Source organism: Clostridium bornimense (genome assembly GCF_018917145.1).
Lineage (GTDB): Bacteria > Bacillota > Clostridia > Clostridiales > Clostridiaceae > Clostridium_AN > Clostridium_AN bornimense_A.
In genome coordinates this window covers 1-18111 of record NZ_JAHLOD010000060.1, presented here as the reverse complement: position 1 = coordinate 18111, position 18111 = coordinate 1, and the positions used below count along the sequence as shown (strand labels likewise).

Genomic DNA, 18111 nt, shown 5'->3' with positions numbered 1-18111 from the left:
TTATGCAAGCTTACCCACAAATCAAGCCTAATGTGATTCGTGTTCCTCAGACCAAAGGTTTGCCGCCGACTTCCTTCAGATTCCACCTCGCGATGGACACCCTTGTCTTAGGCTATATGCCCCTAGCACTATCAGCCCCCATTACGGACTTTCACCGATTAGTGTACGCCCATGCTGGGCGCACATAAAAAGAGAGGATTCAAAAATAATTGAATCCTCTCTTTTTGCGCATAATAAATGCATGAACAACATACATCAATTAAGATTACCAATTTCAATTGAAAATATTATACCTTATGTTGATTTTGTTATATTGCTATATGAAGTTATGTAGGAATTAAATTATACAAAATTATATGAAAGTTACTCTACAATAGGTAGAAATCCAGCAATCGAGCCAGAATCTCTATTTAGAATACTTGTCTACGGGTATATGGAAGGGATTTATTCTAGCAGAAAAATAGAAATATAGTATTTGTATATGGACAAGGTAAGAGAAAAAGTTACATTTAAAAACATCTTGAATGTATTGAAAGTTTTATAGATAAGCAAAGTAAATATGATGAATATAACAATATTTTTGATGGTAGAAATAGTTTTTCAAAGACTGATAAAGATGCTACTTTTATAAGAATGAAAGAAGATCATCTGAAAAATGGTCAATTAAAACCAGGTTATAATATTCAAATAGGAGTAGAAAGTGAATTTATAGTTGGTGTCAATGTTTCAAGTGAGCGCTTAGATCAACTAATATTAATTCTATTTTTAGATAGACTAGAGTCTAATTTTAAAGTTAAATATCAAGCAGTAACGGCTGACGCTGAGTACGAAAGTGCTGAAAACTATAGTTACTTAAATTCTAAAAATCAAACTATATTTATTAAGCCACAAACTTATGAAAAATTTAAAACTAAGAAATTTAAAAAAGACATAAGTAAAAGAGAAGATATGAAATATGATGTTGATGGTAACTTTTACATCTGAGCAGCAGGACGAAATTTATCCATAGTTGAAACAAAAAACAGAAATTCTAGACCAGGATTTAACTCTGCAATAACTATATATCAGTGTGAAAACTGTTATAATTGTGTTAATAAAGATACATGAGACTTCTTAAGATAAAGAGAAATTTCATTAGATAACATAACAAATTTATATAGAAAAAACTTAGGATAAATCAATCAATTTAAGTTGAAGGAAATTTTGGTGTGCTAAAACAAGATTATGGATTTATGAGATTTCTTATGCGTTGTAAAAAGAAGATTCGAATAAAATTTCTATTGCTTTCTTCTGGATATAATATAAATAAAAGTAAAAATATGTATAATATCTATCAACTTTCTTTTTGTGATGTTTAAAAATGAAGTTTTTACCAAAAACACACTAAAAAATACATGTATAAATTTATTAAATATAGAAAGGAGCTATTGCACCAGCTCCTTTTTCTTAATATAATTATTATTTTAAAGGTGGATATTTTATATTCTTCTCTTCTTCTTCAGTAAGTCCAGCCCCTCCCCATATTCCTTCTTTTATATGAGACTCATCAGATTTTACTGCATTAAATTCAACTTCATGATTTTTATAGTAATATTCATAAAAAATATTAACGTCTTCTCCTTTAACATATATACAATCTATATATCCACCATCTGTCCAATTTTTCCTAAAGTCTTCTATTAATATATCTTCCTTGTTAATTCCTTGTTTTTCAATATATGAATAGATTTTATTATGTGAAATATATCTTACTATAAATGTATATCCAAAGACTATTGCTATTAGAGTAATTATTATTATAATCCATTTTTTCATTATGTTTCCTCCTGTTGATTATAGAATAAACATTAGTTGATTACTTGTCAACTTTATACATAAAAAAATATAAGATTAAGCAGTAAAAAAAACTAGTTAATCTTATATTTGTACAATTATTTATAAAAATATACTTATCTTATAAATCTTAATAAACATGTTTGCAAACAGGTTTATATGAACTGTTAAAATAATTAATAAGATCATATGGATGAATTGTTCTAAATGAAGGTGGCTCTGTCATTACCGGAGTACTTCCTGTACCAAAATAATAAGCTTGAAAAACTAACTTCGAACAATATGAAGGGTTTTTTGAATATAAACTTCCACTTAAACTATAAGTAGGGAATATGTTTTGAGTTGATGAACCTGTAGTAGAATAATAATTTCTATCGGCCCATCTCGCTGCTTGCTTCGCTAAATTGTAATCTTTCATACGATATACTTTTACCCATCTATTACTACCGTTGTTTTTATAGTGATTAATCCACCATGATTGGCTTTTTTGTCTGCTTGATAACCCAGCACCAGCCATATCTAATACTACATTATCACCATTACATATAGCAGCATGTCCTAAAATCCCCGCTGAACTTGTCCCATTTGTTATTAATATATCTCCACGCTTTAAAGTAAATCCGTTAACAGTTGAACGCATTAAAGAGTTTGTAATAGGAACTTCTTCAAATAATTCTTCCTTAGGCCCTTGACCATAACAATTTTCTTTTAACCATTCAATATAGTCTTTTCCTTCTGGAAGAACACCTTCTTTAATTCCATCTTCATAACATTGCTCATATTCAACATTTTGCTCTTTCCATTGGTCTATAGTTACTTTAGTAGATATAATATATCCATCTTTAATTCCTTCGTCATAAGCCCTCTCAATTATTTCATCAGATATTGAAGAATCTGATGCAGCAAAAACTTTATCTTGTGTATCATAAATTATAAGTAGTAATACCATATTTATGATTAGTAATAAAATAGTACTTTTTTGTAAAATTTTTTTCATCATTTTACTCCTTTCCAATTATTTCTACTAAATTATAACCTATCCTACCTCTATTGTAAACATTTAACTTTTATATTAGTTTTTTCTATTTATTTCATCATAATTTTCTTTTTATTTATATTTTTCAACAAATTAAGAGGGTCTGTATCAAAATAAAATGATACGCCATAAAAAGAGAGGATTCAAAAAATAATTGAATCCTCTCTTTTTGCACATAATAAGTGCATGAATAACATACATCAATTAGTCTTACCAATTTTATTTGAAAATATTATACCTAATGATGATTCTGTTAGATTGCTATATGAAGTTACGGAGGGATTAAATAGTAAATAGGTTATAAAAATCATCTTATAATTTAATATACATAAGGGAATTATGTTTTGTTTGTTATTTGTTCATTAGTTAATTATACATCTATAGCTAATACTACTACATATACAGTAAAGTATAGATATCTTTTAAGTGCTATTGCATTAATATAGCTTAAATATAAAAGCCGCTAACCTCGTTTGTTAGTGGCTTTTGTGGTGATGTGATAAAACAATTGTTCTTTTTAAAGGAGTTTATCTGTAATTATATCCATATTTAAAATGTTTATACAATATATCTTTATGATATAATAATAACGTAAGGAAACTTATAATTAGTTATCCTTCTTCTAGGTCAAGTATTGATAAATTACCTATGGTAATTTAAACGACGGAAGAAGGTGATATCATGACAGAATTCATTCAGGCACTTTTTATATTATCATTTACGATAATAGCCTTAGTATCTATTGTACATGGAAAGAACTTTTCAACTAAAGTAGATAAAAAAGATGATTCACTTCAAGCTGAAATTTCAGTTGCTGAAGATAATGATATTAAAAGAAAAAAGTAGCCCACACTCGCAAAGTTAAGCTACTTATTCTTTAACAAATTATAATGCAATAGGTCAATATCAATACTTGACCTTATTCCTTACTAATATTATAACATACTTTACAATAGAATATACAAGATTAATTTTAAAAGTTACGTCACGTACATTTCTATTTTGAAACCTTATACTCAGGTTCTTTTAACATATTATTATGAGAATTATTCAATTCTAGCTTACTTAACTCTCTTGGTGATAATGGTATATATTCTACATTGAACTGAAATAGTTTTTTATCATATGAATAATTTTTAATTATAAGATTCTTATTTTGTAATTCTTCTAAAGAAGCAAGAACTCTACTTCTTTGTCTATCTTTACGCTTTGTATTCCAATATATCGCTGTTGAAAATATGCCAAGTCCTATAGCTTCCGTATAGTCATCATTATTAATAGCAGCTCTATACCTTCTTTTTTGGAACCATATAGCTAATTGTTGTGAATCATAACTTAAGCTATTAAAAATCTTTTCATCATATTCAAAAGTACTCTTTTTTAATACTACAGCTTGTAATATTGAACCTAAATAAACCGTTGCTTTCTTTACACCATCTTCTTCATATATCATACAGCCAAGTAAATTTCCATGAATACTATTACCTTCAATATCATAAGAAAGATTCATGCTTCCAAGCTTAGCTAAAGAATTTTCTACAACTTCATAGTATTGTTGAGTATTAGGCATTCCAAGGTCTGTAACTACTTGATAAATTGTTTTATTAATTGGTTCACCAAGCACCATCTTTTCTAAATGTGTATAATAATATCTAATAATATTTACATCAACTGAATTAAGATATTTAACTGACTTTAAAAGAGCTATCTGTGTCATCATATCTAAAAACTTATCTGACTTTCCCCCTCGTTTAATTTCCAGGTAAGTCATTTTTTCTAATTTCACAAGTATATTATCATGATCCTTATCTTCTTGATCAAACATTATTAATTTATCGATAGTAGACGGATTGGTTAAGTCTGGTGACTCATCTAATTTACTTTTCTGATCATCTGATAAGAAATCTACTCTTGATGTAGTATCTATAGGTATATCTGAAAATATACTAGGTATTTTTGTTATATTATTATTATCTTCTTCTTCTTTACACTTAATAATAAATGTAACTAATATATCATTTCTAAAAGCAGCAGATATAGATCTTTTAGAAAGAATATCAATATAAATAAAATCAGTAAGTAGTGTTTAGCACATACTATTACTGTACCAAAAAGTAATTAAAAAGTGTTTTAGATGTTCATGGATATCCTGATATTGATGGTAAAATTGAGCCTATAACTGTTGATGATGTAGCAAAAGTTATTGTTGCAATATCAGGAAGGAGCAACAATTTAGGTCAAGCGTATCATCTAATAAATCCTAAGCCAGTTTACTTTAATGAAATGATTGATTGGGCTGAAAGTAAGGGGATAATTCTTCAACCGATTTCTAAAAATCAATGGGTTAAAGAGGTTGAAAATCTGGATAGAATATCCGCTATTTTACCATTTATCAAGTTTTTTGATGATCAATTATGGGATGTATCAAAACAAATTAATTTCTCTGTAGAAAATACTAAAAGGGCATTAGAGGAAGTAGGATTAACTATTCAGCCTATCTCTAAAACTATAATAGAAAGACATTATAATTATTTAAAAGACAAAGGGGAACTAGATACAAGAGAGCTTTATAATTCAGGAGTAATTTAAATTTGAAAATAAATATAAAAATGATTCAGGGCAGTAATCAATAATGATTATTGCCCTGAATTTGTTCAAGGACCTTTTTCCTTCTGTATTCTAAAGGTGACATTTTATATTGTAGTTTAAATACAGAAGCAAATTTACTTTGATTACTATACCCAACTTGTTCGGAAATTTTTGAAATAGGCATCTTGGTATTTGCTAGCATATTGGCTGCTGCATTCATACGAATTTCTCGTAAATATACAGATATATTTTGACCATAAACTCCGCGAAAATAATTTTTAAGACTTGTTTCGCTTATTGAAAAAAGCTTAGCAAGCTTCCAAGCTGGATAATGGTGTTTTAAATCTGATGTTATAATATGTTCTGTTTTTTGAGCTATTTCAACTTGTGTAGAAGTAAAAAAAGTTGAAGATTTAGTAGTTGGTATATGTTTTTTATTTAATAATATATCTAATAATTTTAAAACATACAGTTGCATTGAGAATATAGATTTTGAAGGTTCTTCATCATAAAGTGCCCATATCTTAGAAAAAATTTGTTTGGTATTTTCAGTACAATGAGAAATATAGGTTTTATTTGCAGGACAGTATAGATCAAGAAGTTTATGAAAATCTAGATGAAAAGTTTCATTAATGAATGGAGCTTCTTTGGAAATAATATCTATATCAATAAAAAGTTCAATACCTTCGTAGATTCTAAGTGGGTATGTGTATTGCTTTTGAGCAGGTCTTTTAATAATAGAAAAATCTCCATTTGCTAAGTAAACAAAGGTGTCATTATCTAAAAATAATTCACAACGACCAGAGATACAATAATTTATTGATAGAGGAATAGAAGACGAAGATTCTTGTGAAAAGTTTGGTATTGGCCATGTAGGTGAATTTATAAAAATGTATGCTAAAGAGATACCAGGAAATAGGTTAAAAAATGTCATGGAACCCTTACCATTTTCTTGTTCAAAATGAAGCTCAATGCTATTAGAATTCTTTTTTAATGAAATACCATCTATTTCTGTACTTTGTTTTATAATTTCATTTATATTCATAAAAGAGTTACCTCCAAGTTATTGAGAGCTATTATCAATTAATTTTATTATAAGTTTACATCTACTGTTAGTCAATAAAAATACCCGATGTCATTTGGAGCTAAAAAGATAAACAAATATAGAATATAATTCCAGGGTGTGGTATATTAATGATAGTTAAAATCAATTGATTAACATTATCAAATGTGGAGGGTATTTAAATGAGAAATAAGTTACAGGCAAAAGATCTTATTAATATAGGTTTATTTACAGCACTTTATTTTATAATCGGATGTGCAGTGGCTATTCCAATTGGGTTTGTACCAATATTTTTACCTATTCTTGGTGCATTATGGACACTAATTACTGGTATACCATTTATGATATTTTCAACTAAAGTTAAGAAGTTTGGTATGGTTACAATAATGGCAGTTCTAAGCGGATTACTTATGGGGATCACAGGAATGGGATTTTGGGGCGTACCTTTGGGAGTTATTTTTGGATTACTTGGTGATTTGATTATGAAGTCAGGAAATTATAAGAGTATTAAAAAGAATATATTAGGTTATTCTGTTTTTAGTTTATGGATGATTGGAACATATATACCAATGTATTTTATGGTAGAGCAATCATTTGAACATTTTGAAAGTAGTTTTGGTCAAGAATATGCGACACGAGTAATGGAAGTTATGCCAATGTGGAGTTTGATATTAGTGATATTAGGATGTTTTATCTTTGCAATTTTTGGAGGATTAATAGGTAAAGCAGTTTTAAAGAAACACTTTAAAAAAGCAGGTATAGCATAATGGAAACATCTATTATTGATATAGAAGAAAGTAAAGTTGGACTAGCACTAGATCCAAGGACAAAAATATTTATGCTTATAACAATAACAAGTTTGTTACTTAGTACTGGAAATACAGGAGTAATGAATATAATAAAACCTATTTTAAGTGCTATACCATTTTTATTGTTAATTTCAGAAAAACAATTTAGAGTAGCTATTAAATATATTATTTTATATTCATTATGTTTTATTGTTGAAAGAATAGCCATTTACTTAACAAGTGGTATTGTTTCTTTTGGATTATTAGCATTATGTTCTATAATGACAAGATTTGCACCAGGAATTATGATGGCATCATTTTTATTATCATCAACGTCAGTAAGTGAATTTATTGCAGCTATGAAAAAAATGAATATTCCTGAAAATATTATAATTCCTTTATCAGTAGTATTTAGATTTTTTCCAACAATAAGAGAAGAATATGAAGCTATTAATGATGCAATGAAAATGAGACAAATACGATTTGGTAAGAAAAACATACTTTCAATTATAGAATATAGATTGATACCACTAATATTTTCTGTTGTAAAAATAGGAGAAGAATTATCGGCAGCAGCCCTTACTAGAGGATTAGGTGCACCAGTAAAAAGAACTAATGTATGCAGAATTGGATTTCATATTCAAGATATATTTATCATCATAATTTGTACAAGTTGTTTTGTAGTATTTTTTATGGGTAAGTAAAGAATTCTTAGGGAGGTAATGAGTTTGATAAGAATAGAAGATGTTTCTTTTTCGTATTTAGATGAAAAAAGAGATGGAATTAAGAATATCAACCTAAGCATTGCAAAAGGAGAGTTTATTGTTTTATGTGGGGAAAGCGGTTGTGGGAAAACTACAATTACGAGATTAATAAATGGACTTATTCCTAATTTTTATGAAGGTGTAATGAAAGGACAAGTAACAATTGATGGTAAGGTAGTTTCAAAGCAACCATTATATGATACAGCAAGGTTAGTTGGTAGTGTATTTCAAAATCCTAGATCACAGTTTTTCAATGTAGATACAAATAGCGAAATCGCTTTTGGATGTGAAAATTTTGGAGTTCCAGAAGAAGAAATCGAAAATCGCATGAAAAGTACAGTTGAAATATTTAATATATCAAAATTGCTAAATAGAAGTATTTTTAATCTTTCTGGTGGAGAAAAACAAAAAATAGCATGTGCATCGGTATATTCTATGAAACCAGATATATTTGTATTAGATGAACCGTCATCAAACTTAGATCTGTCATCAATTATGGAATTACGTGAAATTCTTCGTGAATGGAAGAAAGAAGGTAAGACGGTGATTATAGCAGAACATAGATTGTTTTATTTACAAGGATTGATGGATCGATTTATATATATGCGTAATGGGAAAATAGAAAAGGAATATACAAAAGAAAGCTTTAAAAAATTATCTACAAAAGAAAGAATGGATATGGGATTAAGAATATATTCTTTAAACGAGATAAAAGTTACAGATAAAGTGACAGCTTTAGAAAAAGAATTAGAACTAAGAGATTTTTGTTTTGCATATAAAAATCAGTCAGAAGTTTTGAAAATAAATCAGTGTAAAATTCCAGCAGAAAGAATTGTAGCGATAGTTGGAAATAATGGAGCAGGGAAATCGACTTTTGCAAGATGCCTTTGTGGGTTAGAAAAACATTGCGGCAAAGTAATATTTAATGATAAGGTGCTGAAATCAAAGGATAGACTGAATACATGTTATATGGTTATGCAAGAAGTAAACCATCAACTATTTACAGAAAGTATTTATGATGAAATTAGGATAAGTATGAAAGATGAGGATGAGAATTTAGAAAATGAGATTTTGGAAAAGTTAAATCTTAGTTTGTATAAAGAAAAACACCCAATGTCGCTTTCGGGAGGTCAAAAACAAAGAGTTGCAATAGCATCAGCATTGGCATCTGATAGACCTATTTTAATTTTTGATGAACCTACTAGTGGATTAGATTTTAAACATATGAAAAAGGTAGCTGATATATTAAAAAAACTGCAGAAAGAAGGTAAAACGATATATGTAATTACTCATGATTTAGAATTAATTGCAGATTGTTGTACAGATATTATTCAGTTAGAGGATGGAAATATCGTAGATCAATATCTTGTTAATGAAGAGGGGTTATTGAAGGTTGAAAAATATTTTATAAAGGAGGAATCTTTAATATGAATGAACAAAAGAAAGATTCAGCAATGAGCATTTTATGGGGATGGGCAAAAGCATACCATGGAAAGTTTATTATTAGTATTATATGTGCAACTCTAGGGGTTATTTGTAGGATGCTACCTTATTTTTGTGCTGCTGATATTATTATAAAAATGATAAATAAAGAGAAGACAATATCATCTTATTTGATAGTTTCTTTCATAGCACTTATAGGTTACTTAGGGAGAGTAATTTTTTCTAATGTTTCAACAGCTATTTCCCATACTGCAACATATTATACCTTAAGGGATTTAAGAGAAAATATAATAAGGAAATTAGCTAAAGTTCCTATGGGGACAATTTTAAATACACCTTCTGGACAATATAAAACTACTATAGTTGATAGAATAGAAGGAATGGAACCAACCTTTGCTCATCTTATTCCTGAAATGACATCTAATATATTAGTTCCTTTATTTATAGTAGTTTATTTATTTATCTTAGATTGGCGTATGGCACTATTATCTCTTGTTACTCTTATTGTTGGTATTATTGTAATGTCAGCAGGAATGAAAAGTTATCCTGTAAAATGGGAAGGTGCTGTAAAGGCAGGAAAAGATATGGCAAATGCTGTTGTAGAATATATTGGAGGTATTGAAGTTGTAAAAGCTTTTAGTCAATCTGCCGGTTCATATAAAAAGTATTCCAATGCAGTAAATTATAATGGTAACTATTATATCGATTGGATGAGAGATAACCAAAAGACTATGAGTTCTTATAATGGAATTTTACCATCAGTTCTTATTTGCATTTTACCTTTTGGATTTTTATTTTGGAAAAATGGAAGTCTAGACATTAATACATTCCTATCAATAATTATTTTTTCAATGGGATTAATAAGTCCAATAATGTCTGTTTTTACTTATATGGATGATTTGGCAATACTTCAAACTAATGTTGAGGAAATAGATGAATTATTAAATTCAAAAGAATTAGACCACAAAGATAAGATGGTAACATTAAGAGATAATTATATCAAATTTAATGACGTATCTTTCTCATATGATGATAATAAAGAAGTTCTTCATAAAATTAATTTTGATATTAAACCAGGTACTATAAATGCTTTTGTAGGACCATCTGGTTCAGGTAAATCAACTATTGCCAAGTTACTTGCAGGTTATTGGGATGTTACCTCAGGAGATATAACATTAGGTGGATATAAGTTAAATGATATTCCACTTAAAGAACTTAGTGATGAGATTTCCTATGTATCTCAAGATAACTATCTATTTAATAGAAGTATTATGGAAAATATAAGAATGGGTAATCCAAAAGCTAGTGATGAAGAGGTAAAGGCAGTGGCTAAAAAGAGCGGTTGCCATGAATTTATAAGTAAATTAGAAAATGGATATGACACAATTGTAGGAAATGGTGGTTCTCATTTATCTGGTGGAGAAAGACAAAGAATTGCAATAGCTCGTGCAATGTTAAAGAATGCACCAATTGTTATTTTGGATGAAGCAACAGCTTATATCGATCCAGAGAATGAGGTATTAGTTCAAAAAGCAATATCAGCACTTACTGCTGGTAAAACATTAATCATTATAGCACATCGTCTATCTACTATAGTAGATTCTGATAAAATCATAGTTGTAAATCAAGGTAAAATTGAGGCCGAAGGAACTCATAAAGAGCTTGTTAATAATTGCAAACTATATAAGGATATGTGGGAAAAACATATTGGCGCAAAGGATCATGAATAGGGGGGATAGCTATGTATGGAACATTAAAAAAAATATTTGATTTTGCAGGAGATAAAAAGAGACTTCTTAAAAGATCGCTAGTATTTTCATTCTTTTGTGGAATATTCTCTGCATTACAGTTTGTAGCTTTATATGTGGTTTTAGATGGAGTAATATCAAATAATAGAGAGAGTAAAATAATTTTTATATCTTTTGGAATAATGCTTTTATCTATGGTGGGAAGAATAATTACAACTTATTTTTCAACAATGGATCAAACAGAAACAGGATATGGTATGGTTGCCGAAAAGAGAATTCATATTGGTGATAGATTACGTTATATTCCTATGGGGTATTTCAACAAGAGCAGTATAGGCAATATAACAGCTATAGTAACAACAACTCTAGGCGATGTGGAGAATACAGCATCAAGAGTCCTTGTTACAGTAGTGGGAGGGTTCTTTAATTCAATAGCATTAATGTTAGCTATTCTATGTTTTAATGTAAAAATGGGGATAGTTGCTGCGGTAGGTATACTATGTTACTTGATAGTTACTGAAATTTCACAAAGTAAATCAGTAGAATTAAGTATTAAGAGACAAAGTGGACAAGAAACTTTAGTAGAATCAGTATTAGAATATATACAAGGAATGAGTGTTGTAAAGGCATTTGGAATGGAGAAGGAAAGTTCACAATCAATACTTAGTGCTATTAAGGAGAGTTGTAAAAATAATATTAGATTGACACATAAAAGTGTACCATATGATGGATTAAAAGAATTTGTTAGTAGTATTTTTAGTTTTATAATGTTACTTTCTTCAATTTATTTTTATGTAGAGGGTACACTATCACTTCCATATGCAATAATGTTTGTAATTGCTTCATTTATGATATTTGGAGACTTAGAGAATGCAGGTAATATGGCTTCTTTACTACAAATGTTAGCAGCATCAATGGATACAGCGAATACTATTGATGATACTCCAATAATGGATGTAGATGGAAAAGATATTGAAGTAAAATCTGCTGATATAGTATTTGATAATGTAGAATTTTCTTATGGAAATCGTAAATTATTAGATAAGGTTAATATTTCTATACCGGCTAAAACTACGACAGCTATTGTTGGACCATCTGGAAGCGGAAAAACTACTATGTGTAACTTAATAGCTAGATTTTGGGATGTTAACGGAGGGAAGATTACAATTGGCGGAAATGATGTTCGTGATTTTAAATTAGATAGTTTAATGAAGAACATAAGTATGGTTTTCCAAAATGTATATTTATTTGCCGATTCTATTGAAAACAATATTAAATTCGGAAAACCAGATGCTACTCATGAAGAAGTTGTAAAAGCAGCTAAAAAAGCTTGTTGTCATGACTTTATTATGAAATTACCTGATGGATATAATACCATTATTGGAGAAGGTGGAGGTACTTTATCAGGGGGAGAAAAGCAAAGATTATCTATCGCACGTGCAATACTAAAAGATTCTCCTATTATTATTCTTGATGAAGCAACATCTAGTGTTGACCCAGAAAGTGAAGAAGAATTGCAACAAGCTATTGAGGCACTTACTCATGATAAAACTATTATTATGATAGCACATCGTTTGAAAACTGTTCGTAATGCAGATCAGATAATTGTTTTAAATAATGGTAATATTGTAGAGAGAGGAACACATGAGGAATTAATGAAAAATAAAGGATTATATAGAGAGTTTATTTTTGCAAGACAAAAGGCTATTGAATGGCAATTAAATGGTGCTGAGGTTGTTTAATATAGTGATATAAAATTAATTATAGAGCCCATCACATTTGTGGTGATAGGCTCTTTTTTAGTAATTGATAAAACAATGAAGGAAATTCAAAATATTTCTGCATAAATGTGTAAGCAATATTGACCAATAAATTCCTTAAATGTATTATTAAGTATAAAAGAGAGATGAATGATCAATTTAACGGTGAAAGAAAGGAGAATTTATGAAATATAATTACATAGTAAATAAGTTCAATAAATGCGAAAGAATAGAGGTAGTTGTACCAGGTTCTAAAAGCATAACTAATCGTGCATTTATGTTGGCAGCATTATCAAACGGATCTTGTAGATTAGAAGGGGTGTTATTTAGTGACGATTCAAGAGCCTTCTTATCTTGTTTAGTTGAACTTGGTTTTGAGGTGAAAATTGATGAGGATAAAAAAGAGGTTATAATTTATGGACTTGGAGGTAGAATTCCTAATAAAGATGCAAAAATAAATGTTAGAAGTGCAGGAACAGCGGCAAGGTTTTTAACAGCAATGGTAGCTTTTGCTGGAGGAAATTATCTTATTGAATCATCAGACCAAATGAAGAAAAGACCTATGAGACAATTAGTAGAAGCCCTTCGTAGCGTTGGAGTTATAGTAAATTGTCTTGATGAAGAAGGACACTTTCCATTACAGATACATTCAAATGGGATAAAGTGCAATGAGATAGAAATGGATACAACTGTAAGTAGTCAATTTGTAAGTGCCTTACTTATGGCTGGAATAATGTTGCCTCAGGGATTAAAATTGAAAATAGTTGGTAGTAGGACTGATGGGGCATATATTAAACTTACTCTTTCAATGATGAAGCAATTTGGAATTGATGTGATTTGTGATAAGAACGAATTTTATATACCTCATAATTTATCATATAAAAGGGTTAATTATAAGATTGAACCTGATGTGTCAGGAGCTTGTTATTTTTATGCTATGTCACCATTACTTGGAGTAGATGTAGTAGTTAAAAATATTCACTTGGATTCAATACAGGGAGATATTAAGTTTTTAGATGTACTAAAGCAATTAGGATGCTCTATGAAAGATACTAATATTGGAATAGAAGTTAAAGGCCCAAGGGATGGAATATATCATGGCGTTACTGTGGATATGAATGATTTTTCGGATCAAACAATGACATTGGCTGCCATTGCACCATTTGCAACTTCAAATACAATAATTAAAAATATTTCGCATATTAGATTTCAGGAAACTGATAGAATAGCAGCTATTATAAATGAATTAACTAATCTTGGAGTAACGTGTAGGGAAAGTGAAAATTGTAATGGCATATATATAGAACCAGGAAAAATTTCACCAGGAGTAGTTGAAACATATGATGATCATAGAATGGCTATGGCATTTACATTAATAGGATTACGTACTGGAGGAATAACTATTAAAAATTATAAGTGTTGTGGAAAAACTTTTGAGAACTATTTTGATATAATTGATAAATTAACTATTAAGTGATAAAGGTGTCTAGGGTGTAGACACCTTTATATTACATAGCGAGTATCTTTTTTAGAATTTCTTTATTATGTATAAATGTTAATAATTCATCTTCAGTTTTGATAGTCTCATTCATTGTTCTGAAATACTTATTTATTTTATTAGCAATTATCTTAAAATTTTCATCAACTGAGGATATAAAATTTGATATATTCCTATTTTCATATACTGCAAGCAGATATAAGGCTACAATGTATTTTACATCATATAATATGGAATCCTCTATCCAGTAATCGATATTGGACATATCTATGTTCTTTTCCATAAGTCGTATATAAGAATCTAAGCCATCTTCTGTTGATTCCCAGAAGTCTATGTATATATAATCGAATTGATTTAGAAAGTCCTCTCTGTAGTAGTCAAATGCGTCACCATGAATAATTTTAAGTTTCTTAGGAATTTTAAATTGTGGTCTTATATAAGTATCAAATAAATTAATGATATCTTTATTAAACTCAATTATAGTTACACTTTCAACTTCATCTTTAAGAAGCCAAAGATAGGGAAGAACACCTATTCCAAGCCCCATGGTAAGGCATTTACCATGACCTTTATCGATGCCAGTTTGCATGCTTTTTATTTCACTAACAGCAGGAGACATCCATACTTTATCTCCTTCTTTTAATGCTGGCAAATCAACATTTGTATCAAAATATCCTAGGGGGTGATAGTGAAACAGATATTTTCCTAGAGGTTGATGAAAATTCATACTCATTAGTGTTCGTTTTTTTATTGTTGTTTTTTCATATTTAACATTACCATAATGAATGTTATCAAGTTTAATATTTTTATAATAGGGATTATCAGTGAGAATTTTTGAATCATATTTTAAACTATCATAGGGTATATTATATTCTTTTAATATATTTATTAGTTCTTTTTCATTTTTTTTACTTAGAAATTTTTCATTATAATTCAGAATTGATGAGAGATATTTATTTACTTTTATTATTGATAATAATAGATTTTTCATTGCAGAATCAATGACGTTGTTACTTTGAAATGTAATCATAAAACCTTTCCTCCATAAAAAAATAAACACATATAGTGCTTGTACCGTAATCAGATTTACGTGCATTGCACTACATGTGTCGTTTCTAGTTAAAATTATATATAATTCATTATTAAATATATAATATCATTTTATGTAAATTCAATCAATAAATAGATATTTGTAGGCAATTAAGAAAAAGCTGTTGTCCATTATAATTAATAGTGGTAAAATTTTCTTAAAAGTGACTAGTATTAAAGGGGATGTATAGAGTGGAGAGGATTGTGTTAAATAACAAAGAATATAAAGTTGATAGACTATTAGGGAAAGGAAAAGGAGGATATTCTTATTTAGTTCATGATGAAACCGGTGATTTTGTATTAAAACAAATTCACCATGAACCTTGTGAATATTACAACTTTGGAAATAAAATCGAGGCAGAGTTAACAGATTATGAGAAACTCAAGAAAATAGGAATAAGAATGCCTAAGATGCTAGATGTTGATAAAGAAAATGAGAGAATTTTGAAAGAATACATAGAAGGAGAAACTATTTATAATTTGATACTATCTGATGAAATGAAGAACATTTATATTGATCAAATAAAGGATATGTGTAAATTATTATATGATGCAAATACCAACATAGATTACTTTCCAACTAATTTTGTGGTAAATGAAGATAAAATATTTTATATAGATTATGAGTGTAATAATTATATGGAGGAGTGGAATTTTGAAAATTGGGGAGTGAAATATTGGTCAAAGACACCAGAATTTTTAAAGTATGTTGAAGAGCATTAAAAAACAAATTTGAATATAAGGTTTGTGGCATTTATTACAATATTGCTGCTAGTTTTGTAGAGTTAGGTAAATATGAAGAAATTCTTGAGATAACAAGAGAAATATATGTGAATTTTCTTTATATGTGTTATTTAGAAGGTATTAATACATAGCTTTGTGTTAAATTTTCTCAAAAATGCTACCTTTTATGCGGTTGAAATAAGAGGTATAATAAATTTATAAGATGAACAAGCAAAATTTGGAGGGGAAAATGACTAATAAACTATGGAATAAAAATTTCACATTAATTACTATGGGAAGTGTTGTATCACTGATAGGAAGTAGTTTTTCTAATTTTGCCATGGGATTATTAATATTAGATACTACAAAATCTACTTTTATGTATTCTATGTACTTAGTCTTAACTACGTTAGCTACTCTAATAATGCCTATTGTTGTAGGACCTTTTATAGACAGATATTCAAGACGTAAAATTATATATACATTAGATTTTTTCTGTAGTATTCTCTATTTAATAGAAGCATTGATATTTTATTTAGGAACATTTTCTTATACAATATTAATTATATTTTCTATAATATTATCAGCCATTAGCAGTATTTATTATGTAGCATATGAAAGCTTTTATCCCATGTTAATTGATGAATCAAATTATTCTAAGGCATACTCTATAGATTCTACCTTAAAATCATTATCAATGATTATGTTACCAATTTCAGCATTTGTTTATAATTTATGTGGAGTTGGACCAATTCTTATTTTTGATGGAGTTACCTTTCTTATTTCAGCGTTATTGGAAACAAAAATCAAAATAGAAGAAAGTTATGCGATAAGAGATGAAAAATTTTCCAGAAGTAAATATAAAGAAACGTTTAAGGAAGGAATTAAATTTTTAAAATTGGAAAAAGGGCTTTTAGCAATTACTATATATTTTGCTATAACAATGTTTTCAACATCAGCTGAAGATGTTTTATTGCTACCTTTCTTTAAAAAAGGTTATGTTAATGGAGAATATATTTACATGTATGTTATGTTCTTTATGGTAGTTGGTCGTGTATTAGGTGGATCAATTAATTACAAAATGAAAATAGCAAAGGAGAAAAAGTATAAAATAGCTGTTATTGTATATATTACGATATCTGCATTGGAAGGAATGTTACTCTTTGTACCAGTTGTTTAGCACATACTATTACTGTACCAAAAAGTAATTAAAAATTCTTCCACCTAGTATTTTCCAAACCTCTTTTTGAAATACTAATTGGTAATAATATTAAGAAAAGAGGTTGTCATGGAAGGTGATTACATTGAATGAAAAACAAAAAATTATACTTTATTACACTAAAGATAATATGTCTCAAAGGGAAATCTCTCGCAGAACTGGCGTAGCCAGAGATACGATTAGAAAATATATACGTGAATATGAAAGTAAAGTACAAGAATTGGGGTATGCCCTATCGGACATTGAAAAAGCAGATTTAATTGAAGATATCACTAAAAAACCTAAATATAAATCATCTCCTAGAGTTAAAACAGCAGTTACCGATGAGGTTATTGAAAAAATTAAAACCTTCTTAAAAGAGAATGAAACAAAAAGATTAAAAGGTTTCTCTAAACAACAGATGAAGAAAATAGATATACACGAGGCTCTATTAAAAGAAGGATTTAATATAAGTTATTCATCAGTTATAAGTGTTGTTAATAAATTAGAAAAAACAAAAAAAGAAGCATTTATAAAGCAAGAATATGCTCCAGGAGATGTAGTAGAATTTGATTTTGG

At 28.6% G+C, this 18111-nt stretch carries 18 protein-coding genes and 1 pseudogene; 14 read left to right on the top strand and 5 right to left on the bottom strand.

Going from position 1 to position 18111, the window contains the following annotated elements:
- Window positions 1–373 precede the first annotated feature (373 nt).
- The 3 genes and pseudogenes from KQI30_RS17730 to KQI30_RS17720 all read left to right on the top strand — a co-directional run bounded on the left by KQI30_RS17730 (window position 374) and on the right by KQI30_RS17720 (window position 1358).
- Window positions 374–472 (top strand): transposase, encoded by a 99-nt coding sequence (locus tag KQI30_RS17730; protein ID WP_437177742.1) that lies wholly within the window; start codon window positions 374–376, stop codon window positions 470–472.
- Window positions 473–582: 110 nt separating this feature from the next.
- A pseudogene (locus KQI30_RS17725) lies at window positions 583–1098 on the top strand (transposase); the annotation flags it as partial.
- Window positions 1099–1232: 134 nt separating this feature from the next.
- On the top strand, window positions 1233–1358 hold the full coding sequence (locus tag KQI30_RS17720) for a hypothetical protein (protein WP_437177741.1): 126 nt from the start codon (window positions 1233–1235) through the stop codon (window positions 1356–1358).
- A gap of 100 nt (window positions 1359–1458) precedes the next feature.
- Here KQI30_RS17720 and KQI30_RS14900 read toward each other — a convergent pair whose 3' ends face one another.
- Together KQI30_RS14900 and KQI30_RS14895 are read right to left on the bottom strand one after the other, a co-directional pair.
- Window positions 1459–1815, bottom strand: a complete 357-nt coding sequence (locus KQI30_RS14900; protein ID WP_216464142.1) for a DUF3139 domain-containing protein — start codon at window positions 1813–1815, stop codon at window positions 1459–1461.
- Between the two features lie 148 nt (window positions 1816–1963).
- Entirely contained in the window at window positions 1964–2830 is an 867-nt protein-coding gene (locus tag KQI30_RS14895; protein WP_216464141.1) for a hypothetical protein, read from the bottom strand.
- 720 nt (window positions 2831–3550) lie between these two features.
- Between KQI30_RS14895 and KQI30_RS14890 the strand changes: the two genes are divergently transcribed.
- Window positions 3551–3715 carry a hypothetical protein gene (locus KQI30_RS14890; protein ID WP_216464140.1) on the top strand — a complete coding sequence of 55 codons (165 nt, stop codon included), beginning with the start codon at window positions 3551–3553 and terminating at the stop codon, window positions 3713–3715.
- 151 nt (window positions 3716–3866) lie between these two features.
- On the opposite strand, the gene KQI30_RS14885 is transcribed toward KQI30_RS14890, so the two are convergent.
- Complete coding sequence (locus tag KQI30_RS14885) at window positions 3867–4694, bottom strand: hypothetical protein (RefSeq protein WP_216464139.1); 828 nt, start codon at window positions 4692–4694, stop codon at window positions 3867–3869.
- Window positions 4695–5152: 458 nt separating this feature from the next.
- Between KQI30_RS14885 and KQI30_RS14880 the strand changes: the two genes are divergently transcribed.
- Window positions 5153–5458 (top strand): hypothetical protein, encoded by a 306-nt coding sequence (locus KQI30_RS14880; protein WP_216464138.1) that lies wholly within the window; start codon window positions 5153–5155, stop codon window positions 5456–5458.
- Between the two features lie 37 nt (window positions 5459–5495).
- Here KQI30_RS14880 and KQI30_RS14875 read toward each other — a convergent pair whose 3' ends face one another.
- On the bottom strand, window positions 5496–6503 hold the full coding sequence (locus KQI30_RS14875; RefSeq protein WP_216464137.1) for a helix-turn-helix domain-containing protein: 1008 nt from the start codon (window positions 6501–6503) through the stop codon (window positions 5496–5498).
- A gap of 200 nt (window positions 6504–6703) precedes the next feature.
- Here KQI30_RS14875 and KQI30_RS14870 point away from each other — a divergent pair, with 200 nt between their 5' ends.
- The 6 genes from KQI30_RS14870 to aroA all read left to right on the top strand — a co-directional run bounded on the left by KQI30_RS14870 (window position 6704) and on the right by aroA (window position 14501).
- Window positions 6704–7288, top strand: coding sequence for an MptD family putative ECF transporter S component (locus KQI30_RS14870; protein ID WP_216464136.1), 585 nt, complete (start codon window positions 6704–6706; stop codon window positions 7286–7288).
- A complete protein-coding gene (locus tag KQI30_RS14865) occupies window positions 7288–8013 on the top strand; it encodes an energy-coupling factor transporter transmembrane component T (protein ID WP_216464135.1) in 726 nt (241 codons plus the stop codon). Before KQI30_RS14870 ends, KQI30_RS14865 begins: the two co-directional genes overlap by 1 nt.
- A gap of 24 nt (window positions 8014–8037) precedes the next feature.
- Window positions 8038–9504: an ABC transporter ATP-binding protein gene (locus KQI30_RS14860; RefSeq protein WP_216464134.1), complete on the top strand. Its 1467-nt coding sequence runs from the start codon at window positions 8038–8040 to the stop codon at window positions 9502–9504.
- The gene (locus tag KQI30_RS14855; RefSeq protein WP_216464133.1) at window positions 9501–11246 is read left to right on the top strand and encodes an ABC transporter ATP-binding protein; all 1746 of its coding nucleotides are present in this window, start codon (window positions 9501–9503) and stop codon (window positions 11244–11246) included. The genes KQI30_RS14860 and KQI30_RS14855 overlap by 4 nt, the downstream gene beginning before the upstream one ends.
- A gap of 11 nt (window positions 11247–11257) precedes the next feature.
- The gene (locus KQI30_RS14850; RefSeq protein ID WP_216464132.1) at window positions 11258–13006 is read left to right on the top strand and encodes an ABC transporter ATP-binding protein; all 1749 of its coding nucleotides are present in this window, start codon (window positions 11258–11260) and stop codon (window positions 13004–13006) included.
- Between the two features lie 202 nt (window positions 13007–13208).
- Window positions 13209–14501 carry a 3-phosphoshikimate 1-carboxyvinyltransferase gene (gene aroA / locus KQI30_RS14845; RefSeq protein ID WP_216464131.1) on the top strand — a complete coding sequence of 431 codons (1293 nt, stop codon included), beginning with the start codon at window positions 13209–13211 and terminating at the stop codon, window positions 14499–14501.
- Window positions 14502–14532: 31 nt separating this feature from the next.
- Here the strand turns inward: aroA and KQI30_RS14840 are convergent, their stop codons facing one another.
- Window positions 14533–15552, bottom strand: coding sequence for a hypothetical protein (locus tag KQI30_RS14840; RefSeq protein WP_216464130.1), 1020 nt, complete (start codon window positions 15550–15552; stop codon window positions 14533–14535).
- 242 nt (window positions 15553–15794) lie between these two features.
- Between KQI30_RS14840 and KQI30_RS14835 the strand changes: the two genes are divergently transcribed.
- The 3 genes from KQI30_RS14835 to KQI30_RS14825 form a co-directional block, all read left to right on the top strand.
- A complete protein-coding gene (locus KQI30_RS14835; protein ID WP_216464129.1) occupies window positions 15795–16334 on the top strand; it encodes a hypothetical protein in 540 nt (179 codons plus the stop codon).
- 250 nt (window positions 16335–16584) lie between these two features.
- Window positions 16585–17514 (top strand): MFS transporter, encoded by a 930-nt coding sequence (locus KQI30_RS14830; protein ID WP_216464128.1) that lies wholly within the window; start codon window positions 16585–16587, stop codon window positions 17512–17514.
- Window positions 17515–17629: 115 nt separating this feature from the next.
- A partial coding sequence (locus KQI30_RS14825) for a helix-turn-helix domain-containing protein (protein WP_367397866.1) occupies window positions 17630–18111 on the top strand: 482 nt, incomplete at its 3' end.

Excerpts from the sequence above, each read along its gene's own strand:
- KQI30_RS14895 (WP_216464141.1), bottom strand. The coding sequence starts at position 2,830 with ATGAAAAAAATTTTACAAAAAAGTACTATTTTATTACTAATCATAAAT.
- KQI30_RS14850 (WP_216464132.1), top strand. The coding sequence starts at position 11,258 with ATGTATGGAACATTAAAAAAAATATTTGATTTTGCAGGAGATAAAAAG.
- KQI30_RS14830 (WP_216464128.1), top strand. The coding sequence starts at position 16,585 with ATGACTAATAAACTATGGAATAAAAATTTCACATTAATTACTATGGGA.
- KQI30_RS17720 (WP_437177741.1), top strand. The coding sequence starts at position 1,233 with ATGAGATTTCTTATGCGTTGTAAAAAGAAGATTCGAATAAAATTTCTA.
- aroA (WP_216464131.1), top strand. The coding sequence starts at position 13,209 with ATGAAATATAATTACATAGTAAATAAGTTCAATAAATGCGAAAGAATA.
- KQI30_RS14875 (WP_216464137.1), bottom strand. The coding sequence starts at position 6,503 with ATGAATATAAATGAAATTATAAAACAAAGTACAGAAATAGATGGTATT.
- KQI30_RS14885 (WP_216464139.1), bottom strand. The coding sequence starts at position 4,694 with ATGTTTGATCAAGAAGATAAGGATCATGATAATATACTTGTGAAATTA.
- KQI30_RS14880 (WP_216464138.1), top strand. The coding sequence starts at position 5,153 with ATGATTGATTGGGCTGAAAGTAAGGGGATAATTCTTCAACCGATTTCT.
- KQI30_RS14835 (WP_216464129.1), top strand. The coding sequence starts at position 15,795 with ATGTATAGAGTGGAGAGGATTGTGTTAAATAACAAAGAATATAAAGTT.
- KQI30_RS14890 (WP_216464140.1), top strand. The coding sequence starts at position 3,551 with ATGACAGAATTCATTCAGGCACTTTTTATATTATCATTTACGATAATA.
- KQI30_RS14870 (WP_216464136.1), top strand. The coding sequence starts at position 6,704 with ATGAGAAATAAGTTACAGGCAAAAGATCTTATTAATATAGGTTTATTT.
- KQI30_RS14855 (WP_216464133.1), top strand. The coding sequence starts at position 9,501 with ATGAATGAACAAAAGAAAGATTCAGCAATGAGCATTTTATGGGGATGG.
- KQI30_RS14865 (WP_216464135.1), top strand. The coding sequence starts at position 7,288 with ATGGAAACATCTATTATTGATATAGAAGAAAGTAAAGTTGGACTAGCA.
- KQI30_RS14900 (WP_216464142.1), bottom strand. The coding sequence starts at position 1,815 with ATGAAAAAATGGATTATAATAATAATTACTCTAATAGCAATAGTCTTT.
- KQI30_RS14840 (WP_216464130.1), bottom strand. The coding sequence starts at position 15,552 with ATGATTACATTTCAAAGTAACAACGTCATTGATTCTGCAATGAAAAAT.